General features: G+C 46.5%; 14 protein-coding genes. 6 read left to right on the top strand and 8 right to left on the bottom strand.

Annotated elements, in window-relative coordinates; all coding sequences use genetic code 11:
- Positions 1-550 (bottom strand): HDOD domain-containing protein (locus NSMM_RS00495; RefSeq protein ID WP_143001805.1); only part of this gene is annotated, 550 nt, incomplete at its 3' end.
- 54 nt (positions 551-604) lie between these two features.
- Between NSMM_RS00495 and NSMM_RS16690 the strand changes: the two genes are divergently transcribed.
- Both NSMM_RS16690 and NSMM_RS00490 read left to right on the top strand, forming a co-directional pair.
- Positions 605-733, top strand: coding sequence for a hypothetical protein (locus NSMM_RS16690; protein ID WP_281200856.1), 129 nt, complete (start codon positions 605-607; stop codon positions 731-733).
- A 404-nt stretch (positions 734-1137) separates the two neighbouring features.
- Positions 1138-1896, top strand: coding sequence for a TerC family protein (locus tag NSMM_RS00490; RefSeq protein ID WP_090283544.1), 759 nt, complete (start codon positions 1138-1140; stop codon positions 1894-1896).
- A gap of 205 nt (positions 1897-2101) precedes the next feature.
- Here NSMM_RS00490 and NSMM_RS00485 read toward each other — a convergent pair whose 3' ends face one another.
- From NSMM_RS00485 to NSMM_RS00475, 3 genes are all read right to left on the bottom strand, one after another.
- The gene (locus NSMM_RS00485; RefSeq protein WP_090283542.1) at positions 2102-2434 is read right to left on the bottom strand and encodes an SWIM zinc finger family protein; all 333 of its coding nucleotides are present in this window, start codon (positions 2432-2434) and stop codon (positions 2102-2104) included.
- A gap of 11 nt (positions 2435-2445) precedes the next feature.
- Positions 2446-3189 carry a hypothetical protein gene (locus tag NSMM_RS00480; RefSeq protein ID WP_090283540.1) on the bottom strand — a complete coding sequence of 248 codons (744 nt, stop codon included), beginning with the start codon at positions 3187-3189 and terminating at the stop codon, positions 2446-2448.
- A 192-nt stretch (positions 3190-3381) separates the two neighbouring features.
- Positions 3382-4845 carry an SLC13 family permease gene (locus tag NSMM_RS00475; protein ID WP_090283538.1) on the bottom strand — a complete coding sequence of 488 codons (1464 nt, stop codon included), beginning with the start codon at positions 4843-4845 and terminating at the stop codon, positions 3382-3384.
- Between the two features lie 254 nt (positions 4846-5099).
- Between NSMM_RS00475 and glnA the strand changes: the two genes are divergently transcribed.
- The 3 genes from glnA (at position 5100) to NSMM_RS00460 (ending at position 8151) form a co-directional block, all read left to right on the top strand.
- Positions 5100-6491 carry a type I glutamate--ammonia ligase gene (gene glnA, locus NSMM_RS00470; protein ID WP_090283536.1) on the top strand — a complete coding sequence of 464 codons (1392 nt, stop codon included), beginning with the start codon at positions 5100-5102 and terminating at the stop codon, positions 6489-6491.
- A gap of 114 nt (positions 6492-6605) precedes the next feature.
- A complete protein-coding gene (locus NSMM_RS00465; protein WP_090283534.1) occupies positions 6606-7076 on the top strand; it encodes a DUF4124 domain-containing protein in 471 nt (156 codons plus the stop codon).
- Positions 7077-7263: 187 nt separating this feature from the next.
- Positions 7264-8151 carry a recombination-associated protein RdgC gene (locus NSMM_RS00460; RefSeq protein ID WP_090283532.1) on the top strand — a complete coding sequence of 296 codons (888 nt, stop codon included), beginning with the start codon at positions 7264-7266 and terminating at the stop codon, positions 8149-8151.
- An 11-nt stretch (positions 8152-8162) separates the two neighbouring features.
- Here the strand turns inward: NSMM_RS00460 and NSMM_RS00455 are convergent, their stop codons facing one another.
- The 4 genes from NSMM_RS00455 to NSMM_RS00440 all read right to left on the bottom strand — a co-directional run bounded on the left by NSMM_RS00455 (position 8163) and on the right by NSMM_RS00440 (position 13651).
- Positions 8163-11498, bottom strand: a complete 3336-nt coding sequence (locus NSMM_RS00455) for a DUF748 domain-containing protein (protein WP_176753810.1) — start codon at positions 11496-11498, stop codon at positions 8163-8165.
- A 49-nt stretch (positions 11499-11547) separates the two neighbouring features.
- Positions 11548-11880 (bottom strand): hypothetical protein, encoded by a 333-nt coding sequence (locus tag NSMM_RS00450; RefSeq protein ID WP_090283528.1) that lies wholly within the window; start codon positions 11878-11880, stop codon positions 11548-11550.
- A 97-nt stretch (positions 11881-11977) separates the two neighbouring features.
- Positions 11978-12718, bottom strand: a complete 741-nt coding sequence (locus tag NSMM_RS00445; RefSeq protein WP_090283526.1) for a DUF3750 domain-containing protein — start codon at positions 12716-12718, stop codon at positions 11978-11980.
- Positions 12719-13396: 678 nt separating this feature from the next.
- Positions 13397-13651 (bottom strand): hypothetical protein, encoded by a 255-nt coding sequence (locus NSMM_RS00440; protein WP_090283524.1) that lies wholly within the window; start codon positions 13649-13651, stop codon positions 13397-13399.
- An 898-nt stretch (positions 13652-14549) separates the two neighbouring features.
- On the opposite strand from NSMM_RS00440, the gene NSMM_RS00435 reads away from it, so the two are divergent.
- A partial coding sequence (locus NSMM_RS00435) for an IS1595 family transposase (RefSeq protein WP_090283480.1) occupies positions 14550-15409 on the top strand: 860 nt, incomplete at its 3' end.

Here is a 15409-nt window from a genome sequence, read left to right as displayed (position 1 = left end):
AAAATAATTGCTCTGCCTCTACACTTGAACAATTATGTTCCAGCGTATAACCCAGAGCCTGCATATATGCTTTGCGGGCATGTGAAAAAAGCAGCACCTTGCCAATATCATGAATCAGACCTGCGACAAAAGCTTCCTCGCATTGTGCCGTTTCACCCAGCTCAAGGCACAGGTTGTAACTGGCAATTGCGGTCAGCAGCGAATGATGCCAAATATGCTTGCATACCAAAGTATTTTTGCTTTTAGAAAATACCGATCGCGAAAAAGCCAGAATCACCAGCGAGCGGATAATATTGATACCCAGCAGGCTGATTGCAATCGGCAATGTGCGAATGGGTTGGCTGCGGTTATAAATAGGGGAATTGGCTACGCGCAGAATAAATGAAGCCACTGCCTGATCCGCACGCAATAGACAATCCATCTCCCTGAAACAATTGGGCGAAGTCTCATCTATCTCGATGATTCTGGCGATAATGTCAGGTTGAGTTGATTTTATATTCCTGAAATCAATCGAGGTGTGTGTAGTTTCATGTATAGCGGCAGCAATCATTGTCTAGCCATTCCCCTGTTCCGACAGTCGTTACATGCATGAACTCGAATCAGCATGAAACGGATGTTTGTATGTCAGGCAACTTTTCCAGTCCTGCTATTGCTTCTGGAAATGCTTGATGTTGAACATAACGGCAAATGGCAGCCAACGCTTGAGGATGTCCACATAGATAGCCACCCATAAAAATCGCTATAACGATTCAGTCTAAGTCGTGATTGCAAGGCGAGTCGCAATCTGAACCGTTTGTTGGACGAGCTCGGCCAAGGCTGACAAACGCTACAGAAAAAAGGAGACGCTACCCTATATTATCCTTTCTCGCCGATTTCCTCGCTGCGTGATGTGATGCGGTACCCCGGCAAATATAGTTCTGCTTAGTTTTGGTATTCATGGAGTGTAGCTAAATCCAATAAAAGGGTGGTCTCCCCTTTTTTTCCAGGATGAAATCATAAAATGGACGACCTGGAGGATCTACCTAAAGGTATTCAAGGCGCTCTGTTACAAGCACCCAAAGTAGTTTATTATTTCAAAAAAAGCTTCGGCGCTGGCACGGTCCAGACTTTCTTCAACCCACAGAGAAATAACCTTGTATGGAATGGCTCTCAAACCCAGAAATATGGATTGCTTTTTTCACCCTAACTGCACTGGAAATTGTTCTGGGTATCGATAATATTATTTTTATTTCAATTCTCGTTAGCCGTTTACCTCGCCATCAACAAGCGAAAGGTCGTTTCTTTGGCTTGCTGATGGCTATGGGTACACGGATTTTGCTACTGCTCTCCATTACTTGGGTGATGCGTCTGACCAACGATCTCTTTGTGATTTTGCAACACGGTTTTTCTGGCCGCGATCTCATTCTGTTTTTTGGTGGCTTGTTTCTCTTATTTAAAAGCACTTTGGAAATTTGGCACAGCGTTGAAGGTGAAGAAGCGTCTGAGCATGGCACCGGAATTAAGGCAGGCTTTATGGGAGTGGTGCTACAAATTGCCGTAATTGATATTATTTTCTCCCTGGATTCAGTCATTACCGCAATCGGCTTGGTACAACAGGTGCCAGTGATGGTTGCCGCGATTATAATCTCGGTGCTGGTGATGATGCTATCCGCCGGCACCATCAGTGCCTTTATCGACAAACACCCATCACTAAAGATTTTGGCATTATCTTTTTTAATCGTGGTCGGGACTTTATTGATCGCCGAAGCATTTGGCGTGCACGTACCCAAAGGTTATATTTACTTTGCGATGGCGTTTTCCTTGGGGGTTGAAGCACTCAATATTAAAATGCGCAAAGCTATGAAACGCCCACTCAATCAGCCGTTGCAACTTAATAAAGACCAACCTAAGTTATAGCCATCCCTCTTTATAAACAGTCCTAAATGCCTCAAAAGCGCTTGGGACTTGCCGTGGAGCATCACTATACGGGTCTGGATTGTTGCTCGTGCCTGGCCATGTTTAGCCCGTGGCCAAATAATAAATTTAGCTTAAACCGTCAGCTTTCCGTTATTTGGGTCGCCAGACAAGCACGGAAAAACCCTTTGTTATTCTCAATTAGACTTCATTGTCTCATTGCTCTTGCTATGTTTTTCTTTGCAGCAGATAAGCGTTTTTTTGCTTTATCGTGCTCGTGTTCCGCTACTGCTAACTCCATTAATGCTTCTTCAAGGTCTGAGCCCGGCAACCATGATTTTATAACCATGGCTTGTTCTTTATTTGAGCTTACGACAGCCTCGCTTTCACCTGCCATTATGGCAAAACGGTGTTTGCAATATTGACCGTTCTCGTCAGCAGGGCACGTACAAAAAGCATTTATATTATTTTTATTTTTTGTAAAAGTTACTTTGTATGGATCTTGCGCAGAACCTTTCACCTTAAAAATAATTTCTTCCATTCAGTAAATACCTAGACAATTATTCCATGTGCCAAAATACGGAACTTTTCTTTTTTTGTATTTGTTGCTGGGACATAAACGGCTCTCTTAACAAGCTCGTGTAGTTCTTCAGCACTTGTTCCGTTCATTGGAAAAAACGCTATATCTACCGTTGGGGCTATATCTTCAAATTTACTGAGGCCAGCTTTTTTAGGGGCCAAGATACTTGGCTGGTTGTGTGGATGTTTTTTTAATGCCATTAGTATTTTTGAAAATTTCTCTCTTGATACTGGATTCGATAGATCGCGAGCCATTACAAAGACCGGATAGCCTACAGATAGCTCTTTGGCTTTTTCAGTAGCTTGATCTAGTGTTTTCGTAACATCCTGCACTGATAACGGAATCGCTGGTTCTTCTGATTCTTTCTCTAGAACAGTTATGTCACCCTTCCAAAGCGCCGTATATAGACGGCCTTGGGTAGTATGAATTTGACCTACACCTACTTTTTTAAGATTCTTATAGAGATCTACACAGACTTCGGAGCCCCAGTTGCTGCCAAATACTCCACCACCCTTTTCCGTAGCACCCCCACTTACTGCTCTTGCAGGGTATTTTACCTGCAAAGAATGCTCTATAAATTGGCTGGCTTTTTCCCAATCATCGTTATATGCCTTCTTTGTATCATAGAGAATATCGCCTTCCTCGAACCGGCATAGTGCCACTGCATCAGAAAATGCTCTCGGAACAGCCCATTTGAAACCAGAAAAGAATTCCATACGTACTTCTCCATAAAAACAAGATAAAAAAAGGGACGCTACTCTATATTACTCTTTCTCGCCGATTTCCTCGTTGCGTGATGTGATGCAGTATTCCGGCAAATACAGTTCTGCTTAGTCTCGGTATTCATGGGTTGTAATTACTAAACCCAATAAGAAAGGGTAGCGTTCCTTTATTAAGCTCACGGGCGATTACGTAAAAATGGCGGGAACTAACTGGTAAGTCAGGGTAGTAATGGTGATGATAGCGACCAGATTGAGCTTAAATCCGGTATTCGCCATTTGTACGATGGTGACATTTCCAGTGGCATAGACGACGGCGTTGGGCGCGGTTGCAACCGGTAGCATGAAGGCGCAGCTGGCTGCAAGGGTGGCGGGTGCAAACAGGAGCATAGGGGTGGGCATGTTACTGGTCATGGCCAATGCTGCGAGTATCGGTAGCAAAGTGGCGGTGGTGGCGGTATTGCTGGTGAGTTCGGTCATAAAAATGATCAGGGTGACCAGGCCAGCGATCATGATCAGCGGGTGAAGTATCGTTGCCCCGGACATATATTCACCGAGCCATAAGGCCAGTCCGCTTCTATCAATACCATTGGCGAGGCTGAGCCCGGCACCGAACAGCAGCAATACCCCCCAGGGAAGGTTGCGTGTCCGCTCCCAATCCATGAGTGCGCTGCGCTTTCTGGTGTGATCGCCGGCAGGAATGATGAACATTACGATGGCTCCAATGACGGCGATCAGCGTATCATCCAGCCACAGCATCAAGGAAAAATGCTGCTGGAACGGAACCCGCAAAATCCAGGCTGCGGCAACCAGAATAAACACAACGGCGAGTCGTTTTTCCGGAGTAGACAAAACACCGAGTTGTTGCAGTTCACTGGCAATTGAACCCTGTGAGAGATGGATTTTGCTGGTATCAACTGGATAGACCCACTTATGCAATACCCACCAGGCCATACACAATAGCACCATTACGATAGGCACTCCCAGCATCATCCAGTCAAGGAAACTGATGTCATACCCGTAGGTTTGGCGAACGAAAGCGGCGAGCAGCAAATTGGGCGGTGTGCCGATCAATGTGCCCAGGCCGCCGATGCTGGCTGAATAAGCAACGCCGAGTACCAAACTCAGGGTAAAACGATCGTGTTCGTGCGTTTTTGCCAATCCGGATACCAGCGACAGGGCGATTGGAATCATCATGAGTGTGCTGGCGGTGTTACTGATCCACATTGACAGGAATGCAGTAACGCCCATGACGCTGGCGAGCACCATCGCCGGCTGGTTACCTGTGCGTATTAGAAGATTGAGTGCCAGTCTGCGATGCAGATTCCATTTTTCCAATCCCATGGCAATCAGAAAGCCACCCAACAATAAAAAAATGGTCGGAGATGCATAAGGTGCGCTGCTTTCCGCAGTGGTTAAGATTCCCATTGCAGGAAAAAGTACGATAGGCAGTAATGCCGTGACCGGAATGGGTAATACTTCGGTTGTCCACCAGACGGCAAGCAGCATGGCGATGCCTGCTGTGCGCCAGGCTAATACAGGCATGCCTTCTGGCGCAGGCAACAGAATAGTCAGAATGAATAAGGCCGACCCCACCAGCCAGCCAATCACGTGTGGTTGAAAGAATATCGCTGACCGGGACATATTTTTCATGGAATTCTGCTTCAGGATGAGGTGATAAACGAGAGGAGGCGCTATTTTTCTATTGTAAGCGAGAAGATTGCTTGTTATTGCCGGTAATTCCTCGGATGAATAATATGCTGTAACCAGTTATAATTGCGCTCTATAAAAGATTCATTGCTGTGCAGATATTCCTTTGACGCACCAATCCCTTCTTATCCAAAACCAGATGTTGGTTAACTGATAATGTAATACCTCTGTGGAGAAAAACTGTGGTAGCAGATGTAATGAAAATGATCCAGGATCATGAAGTCAAATTTGTAGATTTGCGTTTTACCGATACCAGTGGCAAGGAGCATCACGTCACAGTTCCCTCGCATGCGTTTGGTGCAGACAAATTTGAAGATGGTCATGCTTTTGATGGTTCCTCGATTGCCGGCTGGAAAGGTATTCAGGCTTCAGATATGCTCCTGATGCCTGATCCGGGAGCGGCATCATTGGATCCGTTTATGGAAGAAACCACGTTGTTGCTGACTTGTGATGTGGTCGATCCTTCCAATGGCCAGGGTTATAACCGTGACCCGCGTTCATTGGCAAAAAGAGGGGAAATTTACCTGAAATCGACTGGTATTGGTGATACTGCATTTTTTGGACCGGAACTCGAGTTTTTCATTTTCGATTCGGTGCGCTGGCATACCGACATGTCCGGCTGCTCACTTAAGATTGAATCCGAAGAAGCAGCCTGGAGCACCAGGAAAAATTATGACAGCGGAAATTCTGGACATCGCCCGGCCATCAAGGGTGGCTATTTCCCGGTGCCACCAGTGGATTCCCTGCATGATATCCGATCTGCGATGTGTATGATTCTCGATGAACTTGGCATCCCTGTGGAAGTGCATCATCATGAAGTGGCCAATGCGGGACAATGCGAAATCGGGACCCGTTTCAATAGTTTAGTCAAGCGGGCAGACTGGAACCAGGCTATGAAATACGTCATTCACAATGTGGCAATCGCGTATGGCAAGACCGCGACATTCATGCCTAAACCCATTGTCGGTGATAACGGTTCCGGCATGCATGTGCATCAGTCTATCTGGAAAGATGGCAAGAATCTGTTTGCCGGCAATGGCTACGCAGGTATGTCGGAGCTGGCGCTCTATTACATCGGCGGTATCATGAAACACGCCAAAGCGTTGAATGCCATTACCAATCCCGGAACTAATTCCTACAAACGTCTGGTGGCTGGTTACGAGGCGCCGATTAATATCGCCTATTCAGCGAGCAACCGTTCGGCAGCAATCAGAATACCCTATGCCAGCAATTCCAAGCAGCGTCGTATCGAAATTCGCTTCCCGGATCCATCCGCCAATCCGTATCTGGCCTTTACGGCATTATTGATGGCCGGTCTGGATGGTATTCAGGACAAGATTCATCCGGGGGAGCCCATGGACAAGAATCTGTATGACCTGCCTCCGGAAGAAGCATCCATGGTGCCGAATACCTGCGCATCACTTGAAGACGCGCTGGAAAATCTCGATCATGACCGGGAGTTTCTGACACGGGGCAACGTTTTCTCCAATGACATGATCGATGGCTATATTGCACTCAAATCAGAGGAAGCCGCCTTGTTGCGCACGACTACGCATCCGGTGGAATTTGCCATGTATTACAGCCTGTAGAAAAGACGGCAAAAATACTGCTTATCGCCTTTTTATCGGAAGGACGGTTGAACTAGAATCTGGATTTATTCTTTCTGAAACGCTGTTTTAGTCAGATCAGGTCGAGGTTCTCGCATGAAAATATTTTGTGTTTGGCTGTTGATAGGGCTAGCCTGGTCTTTTCCATTGGTTTGCCTGTCTTCTGGTATCTACAAAGTCGAAGATGACAAAGGTCACATTACCTATACCAATACGCCGTCGGCAATTGATAAACGAAAAGATGTAAAAAAGTTGACTGGAGCAGCGCCCATCAACATAATCACTCCCCGGGGCTCGGTTACGACGAGGCATGGAAATCTGGCCACAACATCGCGCCATGAGAATAACAGCTCAGCCGGACTGCAGAAGCATGATCTCGACAATCATCAGGTTATTACAAACCAACAACCTGCTGCCAGATTGAGGCGTTTGGGAGATAGCCTGCGTGCGTTAGATGTTCCAGCTGTGTCAGCACACCGCGGAACCCGAGAAAAACTTGTGCATGATCAATCGGGTATCGACAGTTACAATATTCAGGTATTCGATCTGAAAATTAAAAGTTATTAATCCTCAAATCGTCTGGCTAAAACTGCTTGCTTTCATCTGGTGAGAAACCATTAATAACTGCATCACGGCATTGCCTGAAAACGGTAGAATTGTGCTTCTGTTCTCATGAAGTCATTTGCTTTGCCTGAATTATCTGCCTGGCGTATGACCCGTAACTCCCAGTATTTCTAATCAGCGAGTTGTATCAATGTGGTTTAAAAATTTACAGATTTATCGTGTCAATGGCTGGCAAATCACATCGGCCGAGCTTGAAGCGCTACTGTCCAAGCGTACGTTACAAACCTGCACAAGCATGGAAATACAAAGTATCGGCTGGGTGCCGCCAGGTATCGAAGAAACGAGCCTGGTTTATGCGCGTGGTGATCAGCTATTGATTGCGCTGGGAATTGAGAAAAAACTACTACCGGCATCGGTGGTGAATCAACTGGCCAATGTTCGTAAACAGGAAATGGAAGCCAGGCAGGGATACGCACCAGGACGTAAGCAACTGAAGGACATCAAGGAGGCTGCGTATTACGAGCTGCTATCACGCGCTTTTGCAGTCCGGCAAAAAATCCATGTATGGATAGACCCGGTTGACGGCTGGTTTGTCATTGATAATGCCAACATTGCCAAGGCGGATACGCTGACAGAGGCTTTTCTGAAATCGGCTTCGGCAATCACGCTCAGACGAGTCGATACCACCATGGCACCGACCTCGGCCATGACGGGCTGGCTGTCTGGGGATGTTCTGCCGCAGGTGTTTTCCATCGATGCGGATAGCGTTTTTCGCAGCCGCAACGATAAGAAGGTCTCGATCAGTTATCACCAGCAGCCATTGGATGAACAGGACATTACGCGTCATGTGAGGGATGGTAAGGAAGTGACCAGGCTGGCGCTCACCTGGCAGGACAAGATTTCTTTTATGCTGGATGAAAACCTGCTGATTAAGCGCTTGACTTTGCAGGATATCGAAAAAGAGCCGGTTGATTCTGCCCAGGATAGATTCGATAGTGATTTTCATTTGATGACAGCAGAATTGAAGCTGTTGCTGCCGGATTTGCTGGATGCGCTGGGTGGCGAAACGATAGCGTAGTAATTACAGTGCTAGCGTACTGAGAACTGAACGCGGTTGTTCTGTTGCTTGCTACTGTCTGCCGCCTCGATTTTGTTGCCCAGCAGAAAAATACGCTCGTTGGAAATTTCCCCCTGCTCAACCAGCCACGCGTAGGTAGCGTTGGCACGCTGCTCAGCAAGTGTGCGCAAATCATCCTCGCTGATTTCGGTGTGCTTCAGGATCAGTTCTTCCATTTCAGCAACTGGTAAGCTTTTGGTCAATCCGATGAAATTTTTGGGTTTCTCGAATTCTTCATCTTTGTAAACGGCTTCCAGATAGCGCGCATAATCAGCTTCATTGAGTTCGATTTCATCAGTGGAACCACTTGCCTGGCCTTTTTTGGCAGTCTCGGTTATCTTTCGGTTTTTGACTCTTCGTGTGAGCAGAGCACGCTTGAGTTCGTCATGATCATAAACCGGGTCCGCCAGCCCGGTAATTTCGAGATTGAGTGCGGGACGATCCTGCAGGATTTGTGAGAGAGACTGCAATCGCTGCACCGCATCTTCTTCCAATACCGCGTAACCCGGGGGAAAGCTCAGCTCGGACAGCGATTCGCCATCTCCGAGCAGTGAGCCCAGCAGTGCAAAAGGTGCGGTAGCCGCCTTGGTCAGAATGTTAAGGAAAGCTTCCCAGATGATGCCGCCAATACTGAACTGGGGGTCATTGATCGATCCGCTGAGTGGAAGGCGCAAATTGATTTCTCCACGCCGGTTTTGTAACAGAGCAATCGCCAGATTCAGCGGTAGCGAAACTGCATCCGGACTCTCAACCTCGTCACCTAGTTTCAGCTGATCGAGAAAAATCTGGTTCTGTGCACTTAACTCTCCACTTTCGATATGGTAATTCACATCTACTGAAAGCTTGCCTTTCTGGATAGTGTAGCCGACATACCTGCCCGAGTAGGGACTGAACGGCGGCATATCGATTCCTTTGGCGGTTGCTGTCATATCCAGGAACAGGTTTGTACTGAGAAAATCACCTTTACCCTTGATGGCCAGTGGTGCAGAGCGATCGACTGCACCGAGAATATCGATGGTGGTGACTTTACCCGAATGTATCGGCCCGATCTGTCCTTTCAGTCCTGTCAGGTTGGCGCGGTAATTCGGCTGAATGAACTGGTCGGTAAAATTGATATTGCCATTACGCAAATTGATTCGGTCGATACGGATCGGCGGTTCGCTGGTTGCGGTAGAAGCGGTTGTGGTTGCTGGCGTTGCGGCGGTTTCACCAGAACCTGTTTCATCTTTGTGCACAATGTCGCCAAGATTGAGCTTGCCTGCCGGGGTCAATAACAGGCGGGCAGAAAAATCACGTAATGCGATCGTTCCAACTTCAGTTCGCAGCGTTGTGCTGTCAAAGCGGATGCCTGAAAAATCGATTGTTTTCCAGTGCAATAGTTCCGCAGCATTTCTTCTATCCAGTACATTGAAGTCCGCAAGCTGTGCGCTACCATCAACCCTTATACCGACTGTTTCGTGATCATCAGGCTGGGCATTAATATTGCCTTGAAAGGAAAAATCGCCTTTGGTCAGCAAAGTGTGGTGGTGATCTTCAGCCCAACCCTGCAACGAAACAAGATCGATATTTTGCAGATTGAATGTCATCGCTGCCAATAACGGATCCCAGGCTAATGATCCCTGGATGTCGATACGCCCACGCTGGTTGACGACGGCCTGTAGCGCCAATGCCAGCGGTTTCGATCCGGTCAGGTCGATTTGATCGAGCGTCAAATTCAACTTCTCGATTACCATTGGCGTTGCTTTGGGGAGATTGCGATCATCAAATCGGAAGTGTGCATCAACCAGTTCTATCTGGCCAATTCGGGTCTTCCATTGACCACCAAGTTGATCTGATCCGGTTTCTGCTGTAGTGGGAATCGGTGTCTGCGCCTTATCCGGTTTGTGTCCGGGAAACGGAATGATCTTGGCAGTTAATGTTATAGATGGATCAGTCTCAGTTGCAACAGCAACAGGTGCCGTTGCAACGTAAGCTGGCTTGATCTCGGGAAATGGAATAATTTTAACGACAATGGGCTTGCTGGCGGGAATGGGAACCGGGGTTGGCGTCTGTATATCGGAAGCGATATTATCCGATGCTATTCGTCGTGTGCTGGCTGTATAGGGAACAGGCTCAAATAGCAGTTGCCAGTCGAGTGTTCCAGTTTTGAGCCGCTGCAAGGAGGCAGATAAATTTTCCAGTGTGATATTGTCGATTGCAATCTGCCGCTGCGAGCGATCAATGCCAATCTCGCCAATGCTGAGCGCTGGCAGGTGCAAGGCAGGTTCGGTCGTGCCTTGCGCAATCAGTGAGAGATCCGTCAAGGTCAGAGCCAGTTTCGAGATAGGCTCTGCCGCAAGGTGAACTGTTGACAGCTGGACATCCAGTCGCTCGAGTTTCACATCATAAGGAGACGCAACAGCCAGGTTTTCAACCGCCAATTGCTTGAGAGCAGCTTCTCCGGATAACGTGATGCTGGGGGCAACTCCTTTATGCTGCGAAAAGGTCAGCTGTAGGTCGCTATCAAGATAACCGGCAAGCAGGTGGAGTCCGGGTGGCAGAGGTATATAGCCGGTGATGGTGGTCAAATCAACATTGTCGAATGTGAGCACAAGGTTTGCTTCCTGATCGTCCATGAATGGCCGTGCCTTGCCTGTCAGTGTGAAAGGTGCATCATTGATCAAGGCGTTGAAATGCGGTTTTACCCAATTGATCTGCTCACTTTCAAAATTGACAAGGAAAGGAATGCCGAAGTTAATTGCCGCAATGCGTTGGACGCTGTGAGTTACGCGGTCATCAAATTCAACATGGCCATCGATGATCTGGATGTTGCTGATCGAGAAAAGTGACTCTTCTTTTGCATCAACGACGGCATCATCAGATGATTGTGGCCCCCCGAATTTTGTAAGCAGATCTGAAATATTCAATGATCCGTCATCTTCCCGCCGCAAGTAAAAGCGAGGCTTCGTTAGGGAAACGACTGTCACGACCGGCGCCAGCCGGAAGAGAGATTCGATACTGAGATCGACATATAGCTGCTCGAAGGCAAACAATGTATCGGTTGCAACCACTTGTTCGCCGATATGAAATCCTTGAATAAGCAACTCGAGAGAATAGGGTTTGATCTCGATAGCCTGAATCGATACTGGCCGATTCAGCTCGCGTGATAGTATTTCTTCTGCCTTATTTTTGGCAAACCCAGGTAACCAGAAATAACCCAGCAGCCCAAGTAAAACAAAAAGTGTCAAGGCGACACCCAGTCCAATAGCTAGGCGCCTCCAAGCTTTTTTATGGGCTGAGCATGACGGTGGGCTAGCAGGTGTAGTCATTTTAAACATGACTTCAGGTCATGCCTATAGGCTTATAGATATCTATTATTTACTGATCGGGTGTTTGTTTCTGTTTTTTCGCGCGACGAGCGATCTCTGTCTTGACCCCGGTCAGAAATTCGGTATTAGTTTTGAGCTGTTTATCGGTTTTGTACCAGGTAAAGCAAACGATCGATCCTAAAATAATGAGGACCAGATTCATGGCATCCAGACCATCAAAAAATATAAATACGACTCCAGTCGAAATAGCAAATGCTCCGAGCAAGCCGACCAGGATGCCAATTTTCCCGCTCCAAACCGATTTCGCGTGTTTGAGTTTCCATCCCTCTATTTCATCTTGAGTCGTTGCTAATTTTTCATCAGTCCATTTCTTCAGGCTCATTTCATTTCCTTATGTTAGTTAGGCTGAACTCATGTGATAGCCATTCATAATAGTACAAGAAAATATCTTTCTGCTCCTCAGTAATAAATTTTGAACATCATGAGTCATCAGAAGTAAAATCAATGCGACCGATCAACGGCAATTTGAGTGCGAGCGGGTTCATATCCACCCCGAAACTGAGGCCCAGAAAATTTAATTCAATCCCTTCGACCTCGCTGACAATGACCCCTAATAGCCCAAATAGTGAAAATTGCCATCCAGTACCGCTAGGTGCGGTGGCAACAAAATTTTCCTCAAGAAAATCCTTGCCGATAGCCGTGGGAGGCAAGTCCAACCCAAGCTCGGGAACGCTACGCGCAACCCAGGCAGTAAAGGTATTCGAGTTTGGGCCCGGCCATATAGTATATCTGTCCTGGTACGGATAACCGTTAGCGGCTTCCTGAATGCGGTCAATTAATGCATCTACCTGCTTTCCGCGTTTGTCAACCAGTAATTCCGGCATATTCCCAAACCAGCGGTGATCCGGCGCACGTTCCTGGACCGATAAAACCGATCCACCCCGGCGCAAATACCAGCCAATCACTTCATAGACAGTAAAGTGTTTTGCAAGAGATGGTTTGACTGCCACCCAGGTATGCACGCCAAAATAGCCGCGCCAACCAAAAGCGCGAGCGCTATATATCTGAACTATAGCTTCGGGTGTATTCTCTGGATCAGGTGCAAGACCAACCCGTGCCCGGCTGGCTGTTCGCCAATTGGCATCGGCAAAATTACACCCTGATAAAATCAGAGTTAAGGCAATGAAAGCCAGTAAAACTGAAAAATAAAATTTACGCATAAAGTTGAATACCTTCAGCTTGTGGTTAGCCGGCTGATTGCAGCTTCGGACGTTTGGCAATAGACATCGATAATCTGTGTTTGTGCAGGTAAACTGATGTTACGTTTTCTTTACAACCTATCTAACTCACCTTGCACAGTCTTTGCTTTTGGGCTTTGTAACTGTTTATACAACTCGAGACTTTGTTGCCAATAGCGTTTGGCTTCAGTTTTATTATCTTTATTTGGAGAAAAATATTTAAGTTATTGTATTTATTTGAATAAATATCTTTCATGCCTAACGGTCTGGTAATCACTAACTAACGATTTTTCATACATATCAATGGTTTTATCGGGGTCGCTTTTTTGTACAGAATCCTAGCTTACCGTAAGCTGACGCGATTGCTTGTTGGTTTTGATGTGTCTAATTCCAACGCTATGCTATAGGCAGAAATTGCTTGATCCCATTTGCTGATACGGCTTAACAGTAGCCCTAACTGGTTCCAGCTATCGACGTTATCGCGCCCAAGTTCAACGGCATGGGCATAAGCGTCTAAGGTTGCTAGGGTATTATCAGAGAAAGCTAACTTGCCTAAGCTGCCATAGGCTTATGCGGCACCTTCAGTGGTTTGTCCTACGCGTTGAACTTCTTGTTTATAATATGCTTTGGAAGCTGCGGTATCGCTATTCTTTAAGGCTTTCATTGTTGCGTTATTTGCGATCCTGTGCTGTTAATGTCATTAACTTGACTTAAAACAATAACTGCAGAGGTTAAGTTTTTGATTGTCAGGTCTTCGGTTTGGCCGTCTTGTCGATTTTCCTCTATTATAGCCTGCGTCATCGCTTTATTATTACTTGCCATCTCTGCTTTACCTTTTTGAACAGCAGTCTCGCTATCATGAAACGCTTGATAAAACTGTAAGCACAAACCTAATAAAGCTACCAGAACCGCCAACTAAAAACCGTAGCGGAGAAAAATCATCACAATTTTGCTGTCGTCTTCCGGGTTCACCGTAGGTAAAACACCCGCCTTCATTAGCTTGATGACCATGCCAAAAAACAGCATGAGTATAGCCTATTGACTAATAGTTAGAATTCATTGCGAGCGTACATACTGGCTGTCAAAATTAAATACGTATTCTCCGTTGGCCGAATTTTCAAGTAAGAATACAAACCAATGCTTTTCGTTCAAAATGCGCTTCTGTCGCATTAAGTGCAAAAATACATATTTCCAATGAGTTTACATGCGATCTCTATAACTAAGCGTATTTATTCTGTCAGCATATAAAACTGTTCAGCAAAAAACATCCTGACTAGCATCGAACTCATGCACATGATTCGGAAGGGTCAGATAAGGATTGAGGGAACTAACAAGATGTTTTCTGCTGAATAATTTGCGCTCTGGCAAGATAATCGCGTCAAGATCAACTGTACGCTTGAAAAATCAACCAGATATCAGCCTTCTCTCGTTAATGCGACAGAACCTGGTCGTTGGCCTAGATTGGTGCGCGGTCATAATCCTAAAATATTCGTAACGGTTCCAGTAGCTGGCACTGTTTACAGATCAGTAACAATCGCCATTTATTTTTCTTCTTACACCGCCCAGAAATATACTTAATAATAAACATATACCCATTTTGAATAAATGGGTATATGCTCTATTTCACCAATTTAATGGTGTAGCAATAACCGTCGCACGCAATGTTTTCAATCTTGGGTTTACTCGTTATTGGAGAAAGTCGTGGCCAATAGTCTTTTAAATCAAAAATTTTTCCTGATTAGTTACTTCTCTCAGAAATCTTGTAAAATCTACAAATTGCGAAGAAACGTAGCAAAATCAGAGGAGGATGGCAATGGCGATGAATAAAATTCAGTTTCAGGCAGGCCTGTCACTGCATGAATTTCTGCATCAATATGGCACGGAAGCACAATGTGAAGCAGCATTGTTTGCTGCGAGGTGGCCACATGGCTGGAGATGCCTGCGCTGCGATGGGGAGCGATATTCCTGTACCCATAACGGCCGCAAGCTATGGGAATGCCTGGATTGTGGCTACCAATGTTCTTCAATTGTCGGCACCGTGTTTGAAAATACTAAATTACCGCTAAGAACCTGGTTTCTGGCCATTTACTTGATGACGCAAAGCAAGAATGCGGTCAGTGCATTGGAACTCAAACGTCAGCTGGGGGTAAGTTACAAAACGGCATGGTCGATCAAGCATAAGCTGTTACAGACCATGCTGCTGCGCGAAGAGCAACGCCGTCTGGATGGACGCGTGGAGGTTGACGATGCTTATCTGGGAGGTGAAAGGCCGGGAAAGCGCGGGCGGGGCGCGGCAAGTAAGACGCCATTTGTAGCGGCAATACAAACAAACAGCGAGGGGAAGCCACTTTATATACGCTTGACTCCCGTAGCGGGTTTTACATATGAAGCGCTCAAACAGTGGTCGGCTGAATGTCTGTCATCTACTGCACGAGTCGTATCTGATGGTTTGGGGTGTTTCGGGGCGGTTACGCATACAGCCGCGCAGCATGAGCGCCATATTGTGGGAAGTGGCAAATCTGCTGTGCAGCGTGCCGAGTTTCGCTGGGTCAATACGCTTCTTGGCAATCTCAAGACTGCCTTCAGCGGAACCTACCATGCATTCAATCACGCCAAGTATGCACAGCGCTATCTTGCAGAATTCTCCTATCGCTTCAATCGCCGTTTTGATTT

It is taken from the genome of Nitrosomonas mobilis (assembly GCF_900103035.1).
Lineage (GTDB): Bacteria > Pseudomonadota > Gammaproteobacteria > Burkholderiales > Nitrosomonadaceae > Nitrosomonas > Nitrosomonas mobilis.
The sequence above is the reverse complement of the archived record's forward strand: the minus strand, read 5'-3'. Positions and strand labels throughout refer to the sequence as shown.

Excerpts from the sequence above, each read along its gene's own strand:
- NSMM_RS00450 (WP_090283528.1), bottom strand. The coding sequence starts at position 11,880 with ATGAGCCTGAAGAAATGGACTGATGAAAAATTAGCAACGACTCAAGAT.
- NSMM_RS16690 (WP_281200856.1), top strand. The coding sequence starts at position 605 with ATGAAACGGATGTTTGTATGTCAGGCAACTTTTCCAGTCCTGCTATTG.
- NSMM_RS00465 (WP_090283534.1), top strand. The coding sequence starts at position 6,606 with ATGAAAATATTTTGTGTTTGGCTGTTGATAGGGCTAGCCTGGTCTTTT.
- NSMM_RS00490 (WP_090283544.1), top strand. The coding sequence starts at position 1,138 with ATGGAATGGCTCTCAAACCCAGAAATATGGATTGCTTTTTTCACCCTA.
- NSMM_RS00485 (WP_090283542.1), bottom strand. The coding sequence starts at position 2,434 with ATGGAAGAAATTATTTTTAAGGTGAAAGGTTCTGCGCAAGATCCATAC.
- NSMM_RS00475 (WP_090283538.1), bottom strand. The coding sequence starts at position 4,845 with ATGAAAAATATGTCCCGGTCAGCGATATTCTTTCAACCACACGTGATT.
- NSMM_RS00460 (WP_090283532.1), top strand. The coding sequence starts at position 7,264 with ATGTGGTTTAAAAATTTACAGATTTATCGTGTCAATGGCTGGCAAATC.
- NSMM_RS00455 (WP_176753810.1), bottom strand. The coding sequence starts at position 11,498 with ATGACTACACCTGCTAGCCCACCGTCATGCTCAGCCCATAAAAAAGCT.
- NSMM_RS00445 (WP_090283526.1), bottom strand. The coding sequence starts at position 12,718 with ATGCGTAAATTTTATTTTTCAGTTTTACTGGCTTTCATTGCCTTAACT.
- glnA (WP_090283536.1), top strand. The coding sequence starts at position 5,100 with ATGAAAATGATCCAGGATCATGAAGTCAAATTTGTAGATTTGCGTTTT.
- NSMM_RS00480 (WP_090283540.1), bottom strand. The coding sequence starts at position 3,189 with ATGGAATTCTTTTCTGGTTTCAAATGGGCTGTTCCGAGAGCATTTTCT.